Origin of the sequence: Enterococcus sp. DIV0682 (assembly GCF_051712685.1) — a bacterium.
Classification (GTDB): domain Bacteria; phylum Bacillota; class Bacilli; order Lactobacillales; family Enterococcaceae; genus Enterococcus; species Enterococcus faecalis.
The window spans coordinates 775265-795653 of record NZ_JBIOPK010000001.1; the positions used below are offsets into that span (position 1 = coordinate 775265).

The window sequence follows — 20389 nt, forward strand, 5'->3', positions numbered from 1 at the left end:
TTCTCTTTTTTGACTTTCAAAGTCAAATCAGGTACGACTTCTTTTTAAACAGATAAGAATGTGGTATCATTGTAAAGGACTATATAATAAAGGAGATGGACGTTTTTTGACAGATAATCAGTCAAAATCTTTGGAATTAATACTTACTGATTCTGATGATGCACACATGCTTTTAGGAACACATGATAAACATATCAAATTTTTAGAAGAGAATACCCACGTAACGATTAATAGTCGTGGCGAAGTTATTCAGTTAATTGGCGAATCATCAGAGGTAGAGTTAGTCGCTTCCGTGTTAAGAGCGCTACAAACATTAATTCAACGAGGCATCAAAGTGCATACGCCAGATGTCGTTTCTGCTTTAAAAATGGCCAAAGCTGGAAATTTAGAGGCGTTTATTGCCATGTATGAAGAAGAAATTATGAAGGACCATCATGGTCGGGCAATCCGAATTAAGAATGTTGGTCAAAAAAAATATATCGATGCAGTTAAAACTCATGACGTCATTTTCGGGGTGGGACCTGCGGGGACAGGAAAAACCTTTTTAGCCGTGGTGATGGCAGTAGCAGCCTTGAAAAAAGGCGAAGTACAAAAAATTATTTTAACTCGTCCAGCGGTGGAAGCTGGCGAAAGCTTGGGCTTTTTACCAGGTGACTTAAAAGAAAAAGTCGATCCTTATTTACGTCCAGTTTACGATGCCTTGTATCAAATTTTTGGTATGGATCATACAAATCGTTTAATGGAACGCGGCGTTATTGAAATTGCCCCGCTTGCTTATATGCGTGGTCGTACATTGGATGATGCTTTTGTCATTCTAGATGAAGCACAAAATACTACGGTTGCCCAAATGAAAATGTTTTTAACTCGTTTAGGGTTTAGTTCAAAAATGATTGTTAATGGAGATACTAGTCAGATTGACTTGCCACGTGGTGTAACAAGTGGTTTAGTTAACGCCGAGCGTACGTTAAAAGACATTGAAAAAATTGCCTTTGTAAATTTTGAAGCCAGTGACGTTGTGCGTCATCCGGTTGTAGCACAAATTATTCAAGCCTATGAAAAAGAACAACAAAAGCATTCCTAAGCAGTTAGGGAAGGAGTGAAAGTACCTTTTGAAAAAAGTACTTACAAAGTTAGGGGATCGTTTAGGTAAAGCCTATTTACCTATTTTATTAGCCGTTTTTTCTCTTCTTTTATTTATGATTATGTTTGGCAGTGTCCATCAGAAAAGAGTAGAAATTAAAGAAGGTCAACTGGCCGAGAAAACCATTCGTGCAAATAAAAATATCGAGAATACCTACGAAACAGAACAAAGAAAAAAATTGGCAGCAGAAGCTGTCACACCCGAATATATTTATCAAGAAGATACGGCATCTGTCCAACATAATCGTATTGATAAATTATTTAAATTGATTGATTCTGCGAATGAAAAAGTAGACAAAGAGTACAGCAACAAGCAAGCGAAGGCCAAAAAGGAAGAAACGATTCCTGCGCCGACCGTGGAAGAACGAGTGGCTAGCTTAAAATCATTGTTTGAATCTTTACCGCAAGATGAAGTTACGTTTTATCAAAGTTTTCCTAATGTTTTTTATCAAACAATCTTTACATTAACCTCTGAGCAATTAGATAAGGTTCGTTCAGAAAGTTTGATGTTGGTGGATGACGCAATGCAAAATCACGTTCGAGAATCTGATTTGGATAAAATTCGCCAAGAAGCTAACGGTAAAATTCAATACTTAGATATTACGAGTACCATGCAACAAGTCATTCGTTACATTGTTAACCAAGGGATTGTGGTAAACGATATTGCCAATGAAAAACGAACAGAAGAGCTACGCCAAAAAGCGATGAATGCTGTTCAACCCGCAATGATTTATCAAGGCGAAATTATTGTTCGTGAAGGTACTCAAATTGATGCAAAAGCGGTCGAAAAACTTGAGTTACTAGGAATGACTAGTCAAAATACCTCTATTTTTCCGATGGTGGCATTAGCATTAGCTATTTTACTTCAAGTTGAAGTGTTGATTTTCTTTACAAAACAAGTGACTGAGCCTTCGCGACAACGCTCGTTTATTATCTTTTACACGGGTGCTATGCTAATCAGTGTTATTTTAATGAAATTCTTCCAGATTTTCCAAACAGAGCAGTTGATGTATATTCCCTTGTTCTATCCGGCAGCCTTTGCGCCGCTGATTCTAAATCATTTTGTAAATCGTCGTTCAGGGATAATCGCTGCCATTTTCCAAGTCGTTTTTGCGTTATTTATCTTTTATAATTCTATCGGCACAAACTCGTTGACGGTTATTCTGATTATGTACTTATTCTCAGGATTTCTAGCAACAGTTGTTAAACGGAAACGGATGAGTGAGCAAGTTTTCCCAGCTTTAATGTGGGTAGTGGTCTTTCCTGTTTTCATGGCGGTTGTCTTAATGATTTATCAAGGGATGAGTTTAACAGATGGTAAAACGTGGACAGCTTTAATTTGTGCAAGTGCAGGAACGGTACTTTCATTTTTAGCAACAATGGGCTTGCATCCATATATCGAATTATTAGTGACCGATGATAGTATGATTGTCTTGAATGAATTAAGTAATCCGAACCATCCGTTGTTAAAACAACTGTTAGAAGAAGCGCCAGGTACCTATCATCATAGCATGATGGTGGCTAGTTTGAGTGCTAACGCTGTTGCTGAGATTGGCGGGCGGTCGCTATTAACACGAGTTGCTTGTTATTACCATGACATTGGCAAAATTAAACACGCCAATTTCTTTGTGGAAAACTTACCTGCTGGTGCAGAAAATCCACATAACTTTTTATTACCAGAAGATAGTAAACAAATTATTTTTGGCCACGTAATTGATGGCGCCAAAATTTTAGAAGAGTACAATATGCCGCAAATGGTGATTGACATTTGTCGTCAACATCATGGCACAACATTGATGAAATTTTTCTATGTGAAAGCAAAAGAACGCAATCCTGAAATTAAAGAATCCGACTTCCGTTATCCTGGGCCACGTCCACAAACACGAGAAGCAGGGATTGTGAGTATTGCTGATACTTGTGAGGCTGCTGTGCGGGCGATGGATCATCCGACCAACGAAAAAATTCAAGCCTTTGTGCATAATGTGATTCAAGATAGAATTTCAGATGGCCAATTAGATGAATGTGGGTTAACGATGAAAGAGATTCGCATCATTGAAAAATCATTAATTAATGGATTATGCAGTACCTTCCATTCACGGATTAAGTATCCAAAAATGAAAGCTGAAGCAGAAGAAATGAAAGATGAACAAGAAAAGAGAGATGACTAATGGATATTACTTTCATTGATGAAACCGAGAAAGTACCAACAGAAGAAATCAAAGAAATCGAAAACTTGCTGCAATTTGCAGCGGGTTTTCTAGAAATTGCCGAAGATACGGAGATGTCGGTGACTTTTACAGATAACGCAGGTATCCAAGTGATTAATCGTGACTATCGGGGCAAAGATATGCCTACAGATGTCATCAGTTTTGCTTTAGAGGATGAAGGGGAAGACGAATTGCCAATTATTTTTGATGATGAAGAGTTGGCAGAGCTACCACGGAATCTAGGTGATTTAATTATTTCAACAGAGCGAGCAGCAGAACAAGCAGTTGAATATGGGCACACATTGGAACGAGAAATGGGCTTTTTGGCAGTACATGGCTTTTTACATTTGAATGGGTACGATCATATGGAACCTGAAGATGAAAAAGAAATGTTTGGTTTACAGAAAGAGATTTTAGATGCGTATGGCCTTAAAAGATGAGCAAACAGGAAAAAATAAACATTTTATTAATTCATTAGAATTTGCCTGGCAAGGAATCAAAACAGTTTTTCGAGAAGAACGTAATATGCGCAAACATGTGGCGTTTGGTGTCACGGCCATTGTGTTTGGTTTCTTGTTTTCCTTAACACTTGCTGAATGGCTGTGGTTGTTATTGGCTGTTTTTCTTGTCTGGTTGGCAGAAATTATCAACACAATTTTTGAAAATGTCGTAGATATGTTTACGGATTTTCACTTTCATCCAATCGGAAAAAAAGTCAAAGACATGGCCGCAGGAGCTGTTTTATTAACAGCCGGTTTCGCAGTGCTAGTAGGACTAATTCTATTTGTACCAAAAATTTTACAAATCATTCAAATGTGGAAATAAGAGGAGAAATACAATGACAACTGAACATAAATCTGGTTTCGTAGCCATTGTCGGCAGACCAAATGTTGGAAAATCAACATTGTTAAATCGAATTGTCGGCCAAAAAATTGCAATTATGAGTGACAAAGCACAAACAACTCGTAATAAGATTCAAGGAATTTATACAATTCCTGAAGCACAAATTGTTTTTATCGATACTCCAGGGATTCACAAACCTAAACACCGCTTAGGCGATTTCATGGTGGAAAGTGCCTACAATGCGATGCGTGAAGTAGATGCTACTTTATTTATGGTAAGTGCTGATCAAAAACGCGGGAAAGGTGACGACTTTATTATTGAACGATTGAAAAATAATAATAGTCCAGTCTACTTGATTATTAATAAAATTGACAAAGTCCATCCAGATGATTTATTGAGTATTATTGAAGACTATTCGAAACAAATGGACTTTAAAGAAATTATTCCCATTTCTGCCACTGAAGGAAACAATTTTGAGCATTTAATGGATGTTCTCGTTGAGCAAATGCCAGAAGGACCACAGTATTTCCCTGATGACCAAATTACGGATCATCCAGAATATTTTATCGTTTCTGAATTAATTCGTGAAAAGGTGTTACTTTTAACAAGAGATGAGATTCCTCATTCTGTCGCTGTCGTTGTGGACTCAATGAAACGAGATGAAAACGATAAAGTCCATGTTCAAGCAACCATTATTGTGGAACGGGACAGTCAAAAAGGCATCATCATTGGCAAAGGCGGAAAAATGCTGAAACAAATTGGTACCAAGGCGCGTCAAGATATCGAATATTTATTAGATGACAAAGTGTATTTGGAGCTTTGGGTAAAAGTCCAAAAAGACTGGCGTGACAAAAAAATCTATTTACAAGATTTTGGTTATCGCAAAGAAGAATATTAAGAAAGTAGTGTTTGGGAAGCGAGTGTATAAACGAACTTTCCAAACACTACACTAATTTACATAAGAAATGGAAGTGAATTGAATGGCATTAGGGGAGACCAAAGGCATTATTTTATTTACGAAGGATTTTAAAGAGAAGGATAAACTCGTCAAAATTTTTACAGAATCCTATGGAAAATTGATGTTTTTTGTGAAAGGCGCGCATCGAAAAAATAATCCTCTTTTGCCAGCGATTCTGCCATTTACAGAAGCCGTCTACATCGGAAACTTTAGAGAAGAAGGCTTATCTTTTCTCAATAGCAGCAAAGAAGTTCAACCTTTTCGAAACATTCAACAAGACATATTTATTAACGCATATGGAACATATATTTTAAACTTAGTCGATGCAGCAATTGAAGATCAGCACTATGACCCTAATTTATTTCAATTTACCCACATGGCATTATCCGCTTTAAATGAGCAAAAAGATCCGGAAATCATTACAAATATTTTTGAAATTCAATTGTTAGAACGGTTTGGTGTACGACCAGAATGGCATCATTGTGTGGCTTGTGGCGAAACACAAGGGAAATTTGACTACTCTTCAAAGTATAGCGGTGTGCTTTGTGAAAAACATTGGCATTTAGATGAACAGCGCTACCATGCAGATCCTAGAGCAATTCATTTTATTCGCTTATTTTCGCAAGTCTCCTATGAAAAAGTCCAAAACATTCAAGTAAAAGAAGAAACTAAGAAGAGTATTCGAGAAACGATTGATATGTTATACGATGAATATGTCGGTTTGCATTTAAAAAGCAAAAAATTTATTGATCAAATGAAAACGTGGGAAAATACGTTGAAAATTCCACCACGAAAGAAGGAAGAAAAAGAAACATAAACAAGCAGACGTTTTTCTGAAAAAAAATTTGACAACTTCCCTCAGACACCGTATTATGATAGAGAAGTTAAATACGTACGAAGAAAAAGAGAAGTAAAAAGAACCCTCTGTTAAGCGAATCTGGGAGAGTGGGAGCCAGAAACACGGAACTTTTGAAAGGCACTTTGGAGTACGACAAACGAAGCTGCCGATGAACACATCGGAAGTAGGGTGGAACCGCGATAATTATTCGTCCCTATGTCTATTAATAGGCATGGGGACTTTTTGCATGTTCCTCACTGCGACTGACACAAAGTGTCAGAGCAGATGTGGAACAGTACAAGGTGACCAAAGGGAACGTTGTCTCCTCTATGTTAAAACAAACTGCTTAGCCAAAAACATGGAGTAGATGATGAACAGTACAAGGTGACCAAAGGGAACGTTGTAACCGAATAAAAAAAGCAAACAGTTAACACCAAAAGAAAAAATAGTAACGTTTATTCAAAAAAGCTCAATTGGCGCAAATGCGACAGAGTAGATGATGAACAGTACAAGGTGACCAAAGGGAACGTTGTCTCCTCTATGTTAAAACAAACTGCTTAGCCAAAAACATGGAGTAGATGATGAACAGCACAAGGTGACCAAAGGGAACGTTGTCTCCTCTGTGTTAAAACAAACTGCTTAGCCAAAAACATGGAGTAGATGTGGAACGTTATAACAGCATAAAAATTATCCCATTCTACAAAATTGTTTCTCTGTAGCCCTTTTTAAATTTACATTCCCGAAGCAAAGCCAATCCCTATGTCTATAAAAAATATTCCAAGGAGGAAAACAATGAAAAACAAGTTAACCGTACAAGAAATGATTTTAACCTTGCAAAAATTTTGGTCATCTAATGGCTGTATGTTAATGCAAGCCTATGATACAGAAAAGGGAGCCGGCACCATGAGTCCTTACACGTTTTTACGTGCCATTGGACCTGAACCATGGAATGCTGCCTACGTAGAACCTTCTCGTCGTCCAGCTGATGGACGCTATGGTGAAAATCCAAACCGTCTATACCAACATCATCAATTCCAAGTTGTAATGAAGCCTTCTCCTGAAAATATCCAAGAACTTTATCTAGAAAGTTTGAAATTATTAGGAATTGATCCATTAGAACATGACATTCGTTTTGTAGAAGATAACTGGGAAAATCCCTCAATGGGTTGTGCTGGTTTAGGTTGGGAAGTTTGGTTAGATGGCATGGAAATTACCCAATTTACGTATTTCCAACAAGTTGGCGGCTTACAATGTCATCCTGTCACTTCTGAAATTACTTACGGGTTAGAACGCTTGGCATCATATATCCAAGAAGTCGAAAGTGTCTATGATTTAGAATGGACACAAGGCGTTAAATATGGTGAAATTTTTGTGCAACCTGAATATGAACATTCAAAATATTCCTTTGAAATTAGTAACCAAGAAATGCTTTTAGAAAACTTTGACAAATTTGAAAAAGAAGCTAAACGCTGTATTGAAGAAAGCTTAGTTCATCCAGCCTATGATTATATTTTAAAATGTAGCCATACATTCAATTTATTAGATGCTCGCGGCGCTGTCTCTGTAACGGAACGTGCAGGATATTTAGCCCGCATTCGGAATATGGCTCGTTCCGTAGCGAAAATTTTTGTGGCTGAACGTGAAAAATTAGGGTTCCCATTATTAAATAAAGATCAAAGTGTATCCAAGGAGGCAGAATAACATGGCAAAAGATTTATTATTAGAAATTGGCTTAGAAGAAATGCCCGCACATGTTGTCACACCAAGCCGTATCCAACTTGAAGAAAAAGTAATCAAATTTTTAGATGAACATCATTTAGACTATGAAACAGTGCAATCCTTTGCCACACCTCGTCGCTTAGCCGTGAAAGTAACTGCGATTCCTGAAAAACAAGCAGATGTTGAAGAAGAAGTAAAAGGTCCAGCGAAAAAGATTGCTTTAGATGCTGAAGGAAATTGGTCAAAAGCTGCACAAGGTTTTGTACGCGGCCAAGGAGTTACAACTGAGGACATTGTTTTCAAAGAATTAAATGGCGTCGAATATGTCTATGTGACGAAGTTTACCAAAGGCCAAAGTGCCAAAGAGGTATTAACAAAATTAAATGACGTGATTACAAGTCTAACTTTCCCAGTAACAATGCACTGGGCAAACTATGATTTCGAATATATTCGTCCAATTCATTGGATTGTGGCACTACTTGATGATGAAGTAATTCCTTTCAAAGTGTTAGACGTGACGACAGGGCAAACTTCTCGTGGCCACCGTTTCTTGGGAGACGATGTGACGTTCCAACATGCTAATGAATATGAAACAAAATTAAAAGAACAATTTGTAGTGGTTCAACCGAATGAACGGAAACAAATGATTGTTGATCAAGCGAACGCACTCGCTGCAGAAAAAAATTGGCAGTTAGCTTTAGATGAAGAGTTATTGGAAGAAGTTACGAATTTAGTGGAATATCCAACTGCATTTGTAGGCAGTTTTGATGAAAAATATTTATCTGTTCCAGATGAAGTATTAGTGACTTCTATGAAAGAACACCAACGTTACTTTGAAGTTCGTAACGACCAAGGCTTATTAATGCCGCATTTTATCGCTGTTCGCAATGGGGATAATGTTCACCTTGAAAACGTGATTAAAGGAAATGAAAAAGTGTTAATTGCTCGTTTAGAAGATGCAGAATTCTTTTACAATGAAGATAAAAAATTAACGATTGAAGCATGTGTTGAAAAACTAAAAAATGTGACTTTCCATGAAAAGATTGGCTCAATTTATGAAAAAATGCAACGGGTTGCTTTGATTGCACAAATCATTGGTCGAAAAGTTGGCTTATCTGAGGAGGAATTGGAAGATTTAAAACGTGCCTCTGAAATTTATAAATTTGACTTAGTAACAAATATGGTTGGTGAATTCCCAGAATTACAAGGAATTATGGGAGAAAAATATGCCTTATTACAAGGCGAAAAAACAGCCGTAGCAACGGCGATTCGAGAACATTATCTACCAACTTCCAGTGAAGGTGAATTGCCAGAAACAGCAATCGGGGCTGTTTTAGCCTTAGCCGATAAGCTTGACAGCGTCTTTTCATTCTTCTCAGTTGGTATGATTCCAACAGGTTCTAACGATCCTTATGCACTTCGTCGTCAAACCTATGGCGTTATCCGAATTATTGAAGATAAAGGCTGGACCTTCCCATTAGTTCAATTACAAACAGAAGTTGATGCAGCAGTGAATCAAGATGTTGAGAAATATGGCGTTTTACTAAACGAAGGACAAGCAGAAGTCGTTGAATTTGTGAAAGCTCGCTTACGTCAATTATTAATGACGAAAAATGTTCGCCATGACATTATCGATGCAGTGGTGTCTGCTGAGCAAGCCGATTTATCGAAATTATTTGCTTCAGCGAATATTTTAAAAAGCCATTTTGAAGATCAAGATTTTAAACCATCAATGGAAGCCTTAACGCGTGTTATTAATTTAGCGAAAAAAGGTCAAGAACTTTTAGGTGATACTGAAGAAGGGATTGATCCAAGTCTGTTTGAAAATAAGGCAGAAAAAGAACTGTATCAAGCAGTTAACGATTTATCTGAAGCATTTGCGACACGCACGATTGCAGAAAACTATGAAGCACTAGTAAATCTACGTCCGTTAATTGATGCGTACTTCAATGAAACGATGGTTATGGTTGAGGATGAAAAAGTTAAACAAAACCGATTAAAACAATTAATGCAAATTGCTAAAATGGCGTTATCAATTGCTAGCTTAGATTTATTAATTGTAAAATAAAAAGCGCTGTTTTTCGACCGCTAAGGAGGAACCGACAGCATGTCTGAAACAACGTTTGAACAAATTTTAACACAATTATCAAAGCCAGCTGTTCGTGCACTAACGAATGAAAAAATCAACAGTGTGGATGAACTCTACGCACGAGGCCGAAAAGCGTTACTTTCGTTGCATGGCTTTGGTCCAAAGTCTATTCGAACTATTGAAGAGATGACTGGGAAAGAATTGAAGTAAAAAAAGGATCGCCGTTTAGAGGCGATCCTTTTTTTATTTACGTTTTTGTTTTCCAGCATTGCGACCTTTATTGCCGTTTGCTTTTGGTTGGTTCGTTTTTTGCGTTACTTTGTTTGTTTCTTTTGGTGTCACATCCTTAATAGGAGTAACCACTTGTTTTGGTGGGTTATTTTTCAATTCTTCTTGTACTTGTTTTTTAATTCTTGGACGTAAGAGGATATTTGTGATGGCAGATTGAATACATGTGAAAATACCACCAACTACCCAGTAAAGCGCTACGCCTGCAGGTGAGCTAAAGGACATGAAAACAATCATTAATGGTGAAACAATCAGCATTGATTTCATTGTTTTCTTTTGTTCTTCAGGAATACCAATCATTGAAATATAGCCTTGAGCTAAATAGGCTAAACCAGCTAATGCCACTAAAATCATATTTGGTTGCCCTAAATTCATTCCTAAGAAGCTTGCTGTGGCAATACCTTTTGTATAACGAGCAGCAAAGAACAGAGATGAGAAAATAGGCATTTGAATTAATAAAGGCAAACAACCAATTCCGCCAACCATACTCACATTGTTTTCTTTATAAATCTTTTGTAGTTCTGCTTGTGCGGCCATTTGTTCTTCACGCGTACTTGCTTGTTTCATTTTTGCTTGTGCAACATCCACTTGGGGTTTGATTGCTTGCATTTTTTCCGTTTGGATAAAGCTTTTTTTCGATTGATGTAAGCCTAACGGTAAAATAATGATCCGTACAATAATGGTGATAAAAATAATCGCCCAACCATAGTTCCAATTAAAGTTATCGACAAGATAAGTAATTGCATTACTCATCGGTAAAACAAGGAAGTTATAGACAAAACCTTCACCAGTTGGTTGTCCATCTGCTCCTGTTTTCACACAGCCTGATAAAAACATTACTAAAAATAGTAAGCCAGAGCCGTAAAGCCATCGGTTTAATTTACGCATGTAATTCGGTCCTTTTCTAAAAAATTTTTACATGGTTAACTATACTTGAAACAGCGCTCTTTTTCAATCAAAATCGAAAAGAAGCTCTTACAAAAATCAATAAAAATCAGGAACTACTTGCTGTTCAAGGCTTCTTCCCAAAGAAATCAATCGTTAGAAAGTAAGTTTATTGAATCACTTTAAATTGTTCCGTTTCTTCTAACAAAGGGTCTTCTTGAATATCAACATACGTTACACGTCCCGCTGGACTGGGGGAATCTTTGATTTTTTTGATAAATGTTTCCATTATGTCTTCGGGTGCAATTGCTGTAATTGAAACGGACCCGTCGTCTTCGTTCCTCACTGAACCAGTGACACCTAATTGATCTGCCACCATTTTGGTCATGTAGCGGAAGCCAACACCTTGGACACGCCCTTGTACATTCATTCTTAGTTTTTCCATGAGAGACACTTCCTTTGCTTTTTTCTTTATGATAGCGATTTTTCTTGGTTCTAGCAAGTATCCAAGCAAGCTAGAAGCATGCTATAATACAAAGGCGAGGTGACTTATGAAAGAAATTACATCAACGAAAAATAACCAATTAAAAGAATGGAAAAAATTACACAAAAAGAAGTACCGAGAAGAACTGAACCAATATATAATAGAAGGATTTCATTTAGTTGAAGAAGCTGTGAAGGCCAATGCCGATGTCCAGTGGATTTTGTTTAACCAAAGAGGTCAACAAGAATGGGGAACTTGGTTAGCTGAACAAGAAACAGAAAAATTAATTTTTGTAAGTGATGAGGTTTTAAATAGTTTGTCGGAGCTGCCAACTTCACAAGGAATTTTGGCAATTGTCACCTTGGAAACGCAACAAGAGCAGTCGCTTTCTTTTAAAGGTGGTTGGTTACTTTTAGATAATATCCAAGACCCTGGTAATGTTGGTACGATGATTCGCACAGCTGATGCAGCGGGTTTAGCAGGCGTGATTTTAGGTAAGGGCACAGCAGATATTTACAATACAAAAGTGTTGCGCTCAATGCAGGGAAGCCACTATCATTTACCAGTTCTTCAACGAGAGTTGACTGAAGTGGTTCAGGCATTCAAGAAGCAAGGTCTACCAGTTTTCGGTACAGAACTAAATGAAGCTGCGATTGCTTATTATGAACAAGAGGCAGTGGAAAATTATGCGTTGATTTTAGGCAATGAAGGTAGCGGGGTTTCGCCAGAATTGTTAGCAGAAACCACGAAAAATCTTTATATTCCAATGAAAGGTCAAGCGGAATCATTGAATGTCGCTATCGCAGCAGGCGTGTTAATGTTTTATTTTGAAAATAATCAATAACAGAAACGAGTGTCAAAAAATGCTGACTATCAAAAAGACAACCCAGTTAACAGAAAAAGAATTAGAAACCATTATGGCTATTTGGCTGCAAACGAATCTAGAAGCTCATCCATTTGTCGCACCAACTTATTGGCAAGAAAATAAGGCATTTGTCCGCGCTGCGTTGCCAAAAGCAACACTGATCTTAGCGGAAGAAGAGGGTCAGATAATTGGGTTTTTAGGCTTAATGGATAACTATATCGCAGGAATTTTTATAAAAAAAGCGTTTCAAGGGAAGGGCATCGGTCAGAAATTACTGCAAGTAGCAAAAGAAGAACAGGACATCTTATCTTTGGCTGTTTACAGGGAAAATCAAGCAGCTTACGCCTTTTATCAAAAACAAGGCTTTGTCCAACAAAAGCGAACCATCGATGAAACGGGAAACGAAGAATGTCATCTTGTTTGGCAAGCGCAGTAGGAGCGACATTTCTAGTTTTAAGGCTTGCTATTTTTCTGAAAATATCTTATACTGTTAAAGGTGTGATTTTCACACACGAAATCCACATTCTTTTCCATCTGCGAAGTGGTGCTACTACGGTAGTTCTTCAAGGAGTTGACGAAAAGAAGAGGAAAATAAAAACCAAACTGGAGGAAACACAACATGGCAGTAATTTCTATGAAACAATTACTAGAAGCCGGCGTACACTTTGGTCACCAAACTCGTCGCTGGAACCCAAAAATGAAGAAATATATCTTCACAGAAAGAAACGGTATCTACATCATTGACTTACAAAAAACAGTGAAATTAGTAGATGCAGCTTACGATTACATGAAAAACGTTGCAGAAGAAGGCGGCGTTGCTTTATTCGTAGGAACTAAAAAACAAGCACAAGAAGCAATCAAAGATGAAGCAATCCGCGCTGGTCAATACTATGTAAACCATCGTTGGTTAGGTGGTACGTTAACTAACTGGGATACAATCCAAAAACGTATTGCTCGCTTGAAAAAAATCAATGCAATGGAAGAAGACGGCACTTTCGAAGTTTTACCTAAGAAAGAAGTTGCTGGCTTAAACAAAGAACGTGAACGTTTAGAAAAATTCTTAGGTGGTATCGCTGATATGCCAAGAATTCCAGATGTAATGTACATCGTTGACCCACGTAAAGAACGCATTGCTGTTCAAGAAGCACACAAATTAAACATTCCAATCGTTGCAATGGTTGATACAAACTGTGATCCTGATGAGATCGATGTTGTAATCCCTTCAAATGATGATGCAATCCGCGCCGTGAAATTAATCACTGCTAAAATGGCTGACGCTTTCATCGAAGGTAACCAAGGGGAAGACCAAGCAACTGAAGAGTTATTCGTTGAAGAAACACCAGAAGCAACTTCAATCGAAGAAATCGTTGATGTTGTTGAAGGAAATAACGAATCAGCTGAATAATAATGATTACGGAGCTGTCTCAAAGGCTAGGCGACAAAAAGCCTGATTCTCCTTTGAGATAGCTTTTTTAAAAAGAATTGATAATATCCGAGGAGGACACAAATAATGGCAGACGTTACAGCTAAAATGGTAAAAGAATTACGCGATATGACTGGCGTTGGAATGATGGACGCTAAAAAAGCATTAGTAAAAGTAGAAGGCGACATGGAAAAAGCCGTAGACTTTTTACGTGAAAATGGTATGGCTAAAGCAGCGAAGAAAAATGACCGCATTGCGGCTGAAGGTTTAGCAAACGTAGCAACTGTAGGTAACGTTGCAGCAATCGTTGAAGTAAACTCAGAAACTGACTTCGTTTCTAAAAACGAAATGTTCCAAGATTTAGTTAAAGATATTGCGACTAAAGTTGCTGAAAACAAACCAGCTACGATGGAAGAAGCAATGGCTATTAAAACTGAAAAAGGCACAATCGAATCTGATTTAATCGAAGCAACAACTGTTATCGGTGAAAAAATCAGCTTCCGTCGTTTTGAAGTTGTCGAAAAAGCTGACAATGCTGCATTTGGCGCTTACTTACACATGGGTGGCCGTATTGCTGTATTAACAGTTATCGATGGCACAACTGACGAAGAAGTAGCGAAAGATGTTGCTATGCACATCGCGGCAATCAACCCTCGCTATGTCAACGAATCTCAAATTCCTCAAGAAGAATTAGAACACGAAAAAGCTGTGTTAACTGAACAAGCATTAAACGAAGGTAAACCAGCAAATATCGTTGAAAAAATGGTTGTTGGTCGTCTACAAAAATTCAAAGCAGAAATCGCTTTGGTTGACCAACCATTTGTTAAAGATCCAGATATGACTGTCGAAAAATTTGTTGCTTCTAAAGGCGGCGAAGTGAAATCATTCGTACGTTTTGAAGTTGGCGAAGGTATCGAAAAACGTGAAGATAACTTTGCGGATGAAGTAATGAGCCAAATGAAAAACTAAGAGCATCAAACGCTCGGTTGAAAAGCCGTGAATCATAAGTATCTAAACAGACAGCGCTCCCCAAAGGAAGCTGCATAAATTGATTACTGCTTGATTCAAGGCAGTCTTTCAGCCATTTGGGAACGCATAACTTTGATATGCGCTCCCTTTTTTTAGGCAAAACCAGTGGATCGCACTGCTTGGTCTAAAAAATCATTTTGGTGAAAAGTCATCTAAATGAGGAATTGAATGATTTTTAGAGAATCTTGGAGGGAATTATGATGGTTAAACCTAAGTATCAACGTGTCGTATTAAAGTTAAGTGGAGAAGCGCTAGCCGGAGAAGACGGTTTTGGCATTAAACCACCAGTCATTAAAGAAATCGTCCAAGAAATTAAAGAGGTCCATGAATTAGGTATCGAAATGGCCATCGTGGTTGGCGGCGGAAACATCTGGCGTGGACAAATTGGTGCTCAAATGGGCATGGAACGTGCACAAGCTGATTATATGGGCATGTTAGCTACTGTGATGAATGCCTTAGCATTGCAAGATACATTAGAAAATCTTGGTGTGCCTACACGTGTTCAAACATCAATTGAAATGCGTCAAATTGCAGAACCATACATTCGTCGTCGTGCAGAACGTCATTTAGAAAAAGGCCGCGTTGTTATTTTTGCCGGAGGAACAGGAAATCCTTACTTCTCGACAGATACAACGGCTGCGTTACGAGCTGCAGAAGTAGATGCGGATGTCATCTTAATGGCGAAGAACAATGTTGATGGTGTTTATTCTGCGGATCCACGTGTGGATGAAACAGCGACAAAATTTGAAGAACTAACACATTTAGATGTTATTTCTAAAGGGCTGCAAGTAATGGATTCAACAGCAAGCTCATTAAGTATGGATAACGATATTCCTTTAGTTGTCTTTAACCTAAATGAAGCAGGAAATATCCGTCGTGCCATCCTTGGTGAAAATATCGGAACAACTGTAAGGGGGAAATAAAGAATGTCTAAAGAAGTTTTAGCAACAGCCAAAGAAAAAATGACAAAAGCGGAAGAAAGCTTACGCCGTGAATTAGGTCAAATTCGTGCTGGTCGTGCGAACGCAAGTCTATTAGACCGTATTCAAGTAGAATATTATGGTGCACCAACACCAGTTAACCAATTAGCAAGTATCAATATCCCAGAAGCACGGGTATTAATGATTACACCGTTTGACAAAAATTCTATCGCTGACATTGAAAAAGCTATTCAAATGAGTGATATCGGCATTAGCCCAACCAATGATGGAAATGTCATCCGTTTAGTGATTCCACAATTAACGGAAGAACGTCGGAAAGAATTAGCCAAAGACGTGAAAAAAGAAGCGGAAAACTCAAAAGTTGCTGTCCGTAACGTTCGTCGTGATGCAATGGATGAGTTGAAAAAAGCTCAAAAAAATGGCGACATCACTGAAGATGAATTACGTTCATTTGAAAAAGATGTTCAAAAATTAACAGATGATAGCATCAAAAATATCGATGCGATTACTGCTGAAAAAGAACAAGAACTTTTAGAAGTATAAAACCAATCACTAATAAAAATTATTGAATCCAGAGAAGCAAATGCTCTGGATTTTTTTGTATAGATGAGAAAGGCGTATCTCAACGCTCTCTTTGCGAAAGTCATTCTAAAGTAATTATTTAAGAAAACGCTTTCTTGAATAAATTTTTTTATTCTACCAGAATTTTTTTCTTTGTGTAGGGACGATCACTTAAAAATATAGAGAAACTTTGAAATATCAGCCTTTTAAAATTTTCCTTCACAAATTGAATCCTAAAATTTGATGATAAGAGTTGTTATTTTTAGCAATTGTAATTTGCGATTCATTCTCAATTAGGCTAAAATGAGTGAGAACGGAAAAACGATTAAAACAAGTTGGAGGGAATTGTACATGTCTGTGTTAGAAATCAAAAATTTACACGTATCAATTGAAGATAAAAAGATTCTAAAAGGGGTCGATTTAACAATTAATACTGGAGAAATCCATGCAATTATGGGACCTAATGGAACTGGTAAATCTACTTTATCAGCAGCAATTATGGGAAATCCTAACTATGAAGTCACAGAAGGAGAAATTCTATTTGACGGCGTCAACGTTTTAGATTTAGAAGTAGACGAACGCGCTCGCTTAGGTTTATTCTTAGCAATGCAATACCCAAGCGAAATTCCAGGAATTACAAATGCTGAATTCATGCGTGCAGCAATCAATGCAAAACGTGACGAAGACAACAAAATGTCAGTCATGCAGTTCTTAAAAAAATTAGATAGCAAAATGGAATTATTAAATATGCCTGAAGAAATGGCTGAGCGGTACTTAAACGAAGGTTTTTCTGGCGGCGAGAAAAAACGAAATGAAATTTTACAATTATTGATGTTAGAGCCTACGTTTGCCATTTTAGATGAAATTGATTCAGGCTTAGATATCGATGCGTTAAAAGTAGTTTCTAAAGGGGTTAATGAAATGCGCGGCGAGAACTTTGGTGCGTTAATTATTACCCATTATCAACGCTTATTGAACTATATCACGCCAGATGTTGTTCATATCATGATGGAAGGCCGCGTTGTGAAAACCGGTGGGGCTGATTTGGCAAAACGTTTAGAAACAGAAGGCTATGCTGGTATCAGCCAAGAATTAGGTATTGATTACAAAGAAGAAGCGTAAGGAGGACAAGATAAATGAAAAAAGTAAATCTAATGGATTATCTTGACGAAGTCACCGCTTTTTCACTAGAACATGAAGAACCAGCTTGGATGACTGAATTGCGAACAACGGCTTTAAGAAACGCTGACGAAAGTGAGTTACCACATATTGATCGTGTGAAATTTCATCGTTGGCCTTTATTAAATGTTCACATGGAAAGTTATGTGCCTTCTGAAGGAAATGTCGCAAGTTTTGATCAAATGAAAGACAATCCTTTAATTGTTCAACAAGGATCTTTTCATGCTTTTGAGCAATTGCCAGCCTCATTAGCGGAACAAGGGGTAATTTTTACAGACATTTTTACTGCTTTACAAGAGCACCCAGAATTAGTTAAAGAATACTATATGACTAAAGCTGTATTACCAGAAGAAGATAAGCTGACAGCAGCTCATGCAGCTTTCATGAATAGTGGCGTTTTCTTATACGTTCCTAAAAACGTAGTGATTGAAGAGCCCATTGAATCTTTGTTTATTCAGGATTCAGATAGCAACCAACCTTTCTTTAAACATGTTTTAATCGTTGCAGATAATCATAGTGAATTCAGTTATTTAGAACGTTTTCAATCAACCGGTCATCACGCAGAGAAAGCTTCGGGAAATATTGTTGTGGAAGTAATTGCCAAAGATGGCGCAAAAGTTAAATACTCAGCTGTGGATCAATTAGGGAAAACTGTAACGACTTATATGAATCGTCGTGGCTATATTATGCGGGATGCCTCTGTTGATTGGGCTCTAGGCGTCATGAATGATGGCGATGTTGTGGCTGATTTTGATTCTGATTTAGTTGGCGAAGGTGCTCATTCAGAAGTTAAAGTCGTTGCAATTAGTGCAGGTAAACAAACACAAGGCATCGACACACGAGTGACAAACAAAGCGCCACATTCGATTGGTCATATTTTACAACATGGAGTCATTCGTGAACGTGGTACTTTAACGTTTAACGGAATTGGCCACATTTTAAAAGGCGCAAAAGGAGCCGACGCACAGCAAGAAAGTCGTGTTTTAATGCTGTCTGATAAAGCTCGTGGTGATGCCAATCCAATTCTTTTAATTGATGAAAATGAAGTGACTGCCGGACACGCAGCCAGCGTTGGTCGAGTAGATCCAGAAGAAATGTATTATTTAATGAGCCGCGGCTTGCGTAAAGAAGAAGCGGAACGTTTGGTGATTCGTGGCTTCCTAGGTTCTGTCATTACAGCAATTCCAGTTAAAGAAGTACAAAATGAATTTGTAGAAGTAATTGAAGGGAAGTTAAACGCATGATGGATGCAGCAACCATTCGTCAATCGTTTCCTATTTTATTTCAAGAAGTTAATGATGAACCGCTAGTTTATTTAGACAATGCTGCGACAACCCAAAAACCAACGGCAGTTTTAGATGTTTTACGACATTATTATGAAACCGATAATGCCAATGTTCATCGTGGGGTGCACACGTTAGCCGAACGAGCAACGAAGGACTATGAAGCCTCCCGCGAAAAGGTTCGCCAATTTATCCATGCCAAAGAAACAGCGGAAGTTTTATTTACACGAGGAACAACAACCAGTTTGAATTGGATTGCCAAAAGTTATGGTGACTTGGCAGTTACAGCTGGGGATGAAATCGTCATATCTTACATGGAACATCATTCAAACATTATTCCCTGGCAACAATTAGCCAAACGTACAGGAGCCATTTTGAAGTATATAGACGTCACTGAAGACGGCTTTTTAGACATGGCAAGTGCACGTCAACAAATTACAGAAAAAACGAAAATTGTTTCGATTGCTCATGTTTCAAATGTGTTAGGGGTCATTAATCCAATCGAAGAATTAACACAATTAGCCCATCAAAATGGCGCTGTGATGGTGGTAGACGGCGCGCAAGCAGTTCCTCATATGCCTGTGGACGTTCAAGCCATCGATGCTGATTTTTATGCATTTAGTGGTCACAAAATGTGTGGACCAACTGGAATTGGTGTCCTTTATGGCAAACGTCATTTATTGGAACAAATGGAACCTGTGGAATTTGGTGGCGAAATGATTGACTTTGTTCATCTTCAAGAAAGTACTTGGAAAGAGCTTCCTTGGAAATTTGAAGCTGGCACACCTAATATTGCCGGGGCAATTGCCTTAGGTGCCGCCATTGATTATTTAACAGAAATTGGTTTAGAGGCCATTCATCAACATGAAGCAGCCCTTGTTCACTATGTTTTGCCGAAGTTGCAAGCTATCGAGGGCTTGACGATTTATGGTCCACAGAATCCAAAAGACCACACAGGTGTGATTGCTTTTAATATTGAAGGTTTACATCCACATGATGTGGCTACGGCGTTAGATATGGAAGGGGTCGCTGTCAGAGCGGGTCACCATTGCGCGCAACCGCTATTAAACTATCTGAGCGTGCCAGCAACTGCACGGGCAAGTTTTTATTTATACAATACCAAAGAAGACGCAGATCGCTTAGTTGAAGCGATTAAAGCGACAAAGGAGTTTTTCCAGCATGGCACTTTCTAAATTAGATAACTTATATCGCCAAGTCATTTTGGACCATTCTAGCCACCCACATCACCACGGAACGCTAGATGCGTCTAGCCAAACAATTGAACTGAATAATCCTACTTGTGGAGATGTGATTGAACTGGATGTGGCCATTGAAGACGGTGTGATTAAAGATATCGCCTTTCAAGGAAGTGGCTGTTCCATCAGTACCGCAAGTGCTAGTATGATGACTGATGCGGTCTTAGGAAAAACAATCGCCGAAGCAACGGCCTTAGCAGAGGATTTCTCTCAACTTGTTCAAGGAAATGAAGTGGCCGAAGATGAAAAATTAGGCGATGCAGCAATGTTAAGCGGCGTAGCTAAATTTCCAGCTCGGATTAAATGTGCAACCCTGGCTTGGAAAGCCTTAGAGCAGGCTGTTGCTAATAACGGCCAAGGCGAAGCCGGTCATTTACATTGTGAAAAATAAAGAAAGGGTG

At 38.2% G+C, this 20389-nt stretch carries 21 protein-coding genes; 19 read left to right on the plus strand and 2 right to left on the minus strand.

The annotated features are described in order from the left end of the window. The first annotated feature begins 58 nt into the window (after positions 1–58). The 9 genes from IGK96_RS03765 to IGK96_RS03805 all read left to right on the plus strand — a co-directional run bounded on the left by IGK96_RS03765 (position 59) and on the right by IGK96_RS03805 (position 10004). Positions 59–1081, plus strand: a complete 1023-nt coding sequence (locus IGK96_RS03765) for a PhoH family protein (protein ID WP_002356743.1) — start codon at positions 59–61, stop codon at positions 1079–1081. A gap of 28 nt (positions 1082–1109) precedes the next feature. Then, positions 1110–3308, plus strand: a complete 2199-nt coding sequence (locus IGK96_RS03770) for an HD family phosphohydrolase (protein WP_002356744.1) — start codon at positions 1110–1112, stop codon at positions 3306–3308. Next, positions 3308–3787, plus strand: coding sequence for an rRNA maturation RNase YbeY (gene ybeY, locus IGK96_RS03775; protein ID WP_002356745.1), 480 nt, complete (start codon positions 3308–3310; stop codon positions 3785–3787). Before IGK96_RS03770 ends, ybeY begins: the two co-directional genes overlap by 1 nt. Then, positions 3771–4172, plus strand: coding sequence for a diacylglycerol kinase family protein (locus IGK96_RS03780; protein ID WP_002382764.1), 402 nt, complete (start codon positions 3771–3773; stop codon positions 4170–4172). The genes ybeY and IGK96_RS03780 overlap by 17 nt, the downstream gene beginning before the upstream one ends. Before the next feature lie 13 nt (positions 4173–4185). Continuing rightward, positions 4186–5088, plus strand: coding sequence for a GTPase Era (gene era / locus IGK96_RS03785; protein WP_002359745.1), 903 nt, complete (start codon positions 4186–4188; stop codon positions 5086–5088). Between the two features lie 82 nt (positions 5089–5170). Further along, positions 5171–5965, plus strand: coding sequence for a DNA repair protein RecO (gene recO, locus IGK96_RS03790; protein WP_002374343.1), 795 nt, complete (start codon positions 5171–5173; stop codon positions 5963–5965). An 813-nt stretch (positions 5966–6778) separates the two neighbouring features. Then, complete coding sequence (gene glyQ, locus IGK96_RS03795) at positions 6779–7687, plus strand: glycine--tRNA ligase subunit alpha (protein WP_002379669.1); 909 nt, start codon at positions 6779–6781, stop codon at positions 7685–7687. A 1-nt stretch (position 7688) separates the two neighbouring features. Further along, entirely contained in the window at positions 7689–9773 is a 2085-nt protein-coding gene (glyS, locus tag IGK96_RS03800) for a glycine--tRNA ligase subunit beta (protein ID WP_085442972.1), read from the plus strand. A gap of 39 nt (positions 9774–9812) precedes the next feature. Beyond that, positions 9813–10004 carry a DNA-directed RNA polymerase subunit alpha C-terminal domain-containing protein gene (locus IGK96_RS03805; RefSeq protein WP_113821031.1) on the plus strand — a complete coding sequence of 64 codons (192 nt, stop codon included), beginning with the start codon at positions 9813–9815 and terminating at the stop codon, positions 10002–10004. A gap of 33 nt (positions 10005–10037) precedes the next feature. Here IGK96_RS03805 and yidC read toward each other — a convergent pair whose 3' ends face one another. Beyond that, complete coding sequence (gene yidC / locus IGK96_RS03810; RefSeq protein ID WP_002356755.1) at positions 10038–10970, minus strand: membrane protein insertase YidC; 933 nt, start codon at positions 10968–10970, stop codon at positions 10038–10040. A 166-nt stretch (positions 10971–11136) separates the two neighbouring features. Continuing rightward, the gene (locus IGK96_RS03815; RefSeq protein ID WP_010706543.1) at positions 11137–11412 is read right to left on the minus strand and encodes an acylphosphatase; all 276 of its coding nucleotides are present in this window, start codon (positions 11410–11412) and stop codon (positions 11137–11139) included. A gap of 106 nt (positions 11413–11518) precedes the next feature. Here IGK96_RS03815 and IGK96_RS03820 point away from each other — a divergent pair, with 106 nt between their 5' ends. The 10 genes from IGK96_RS03820 to sufU all read left to right on the plus strand — a co-directional run bounded on the left by IGK96_RS03820 (position 11519) and on the right by sufU (position 20379). After that, a complete protein-coding gene (locus tag IGK96_RS03820; RefSeq protein ID WP_002356757.1) occupies positions 11519–12295 on the plus strand; it encodes a TrmH family RNA methyltransferase in 777 nt (258 codons plus the stop codon). A gap of 19 nt (positions 12296–12314) precedes the next feature. Next, a complete protein-coding gene (locus tag IGK96_RS03825; RefSeq protein ID WP_010712668.1) occupies positions 12315–12752 on the plus strand; it encodes a GNAT family N-acetyltransferase in 438 nt (145 codons plus the stop codon). A 183-nt stretch (positions 12753–12935) separates the two neighbouring features. Further along, positions 12936–13721, plus strand: a complete 786-nt coding sequence (gene rpsB / locus IGK96_RS03830) for a 30S ribosomal protein S2 (protein ID WP_002356759.1) — start codon at positions 12936–12938, stop codon at positions 13719–13721. Between the two features lie 105 nt (positions 13722–13826). Then, positions 13827–14708 (plus strand): translation elongation factor Ts, encoded by an 882-nt coding sequence (tsf, locus tag IGK96_RS03835; protein WP_002356760.1) that lies wholly within the window; start codon positions 13827–13829, stop codon positions 14706–14708. Positions 14709–14968: 260 nt separating this feature from the next. After that, a complete protein-coding gene (gene pyrH, locus IGK96_RS03840; protein WP_002356761.1) occupies positions 14969–15691 on the plus strand; it encodes a UMP kinase in 723 nt (240 codons plus the stop codon). Between the two features lie 3 nt (positions 15692–15694). Beyond that, positions 15695–16252: a ribosome recycling factor gene (gene frr, locus IGK96_RS03845; protein WP_002356762.1), complete on the plus strand. Its 558-nt coding sequence runs from the start codon at positions 15695–15697 to the stop codon at positions 16250–16252. 369 nt (positions 16253–16621) lie between these two features. Continuing rightward, a complete protein-coding gene (sufC, locus tag IGK96_RS03850) occupies positions 16622–17392 on the plus strand; it encodes a Fe-S cluster assembly ATPase SufC (protein ID WP_002356763.1) in 771 nt (256 codons plus the stop codon). Positions 17393–17406: 14 nt separating this feature from the next. Beyond that, a complete protein-coding gene (sufD, locus tag IGK96_RS03855) occupies positions 17407–18693 on the plus strand; it encodes a Fe-S cluster assembly protein SufD (RefSeq protein ID WP_010817499.1) in 1287 nt (428 codons plus the stop codon). After that, complete coding sequence (locus IGK96_RS03860) at positions 18690–19925, plus strand: cysteine desulfurase (RefSeq protein ID WP_085442971.1); 1236 nt, start codon at positions 18690–18692, stop codon at positions 19923–19925. Before sufD ends, IGK96_RS03860 begins: the two co-directional genes overlap by 4 nt. Then, positions 19912–20379: a Fe-S cluster assembly sulfur transfer protein SufU gene (gene sufU / locus IGK96_RS03865; protein WP_002356768.1), complete on the plus strand. Its 468-nt coding sequence runs from the start codon at positions 19912–19914 to the stop codon at positions 20377–20379. The genes IGK96_RS03860 and sufU overlap by 14 nt, the downstream gene beginning before the upstream one ends. The last annotated feature ends 10 nt before the right edge of the window (positions 20380–20389 follow it).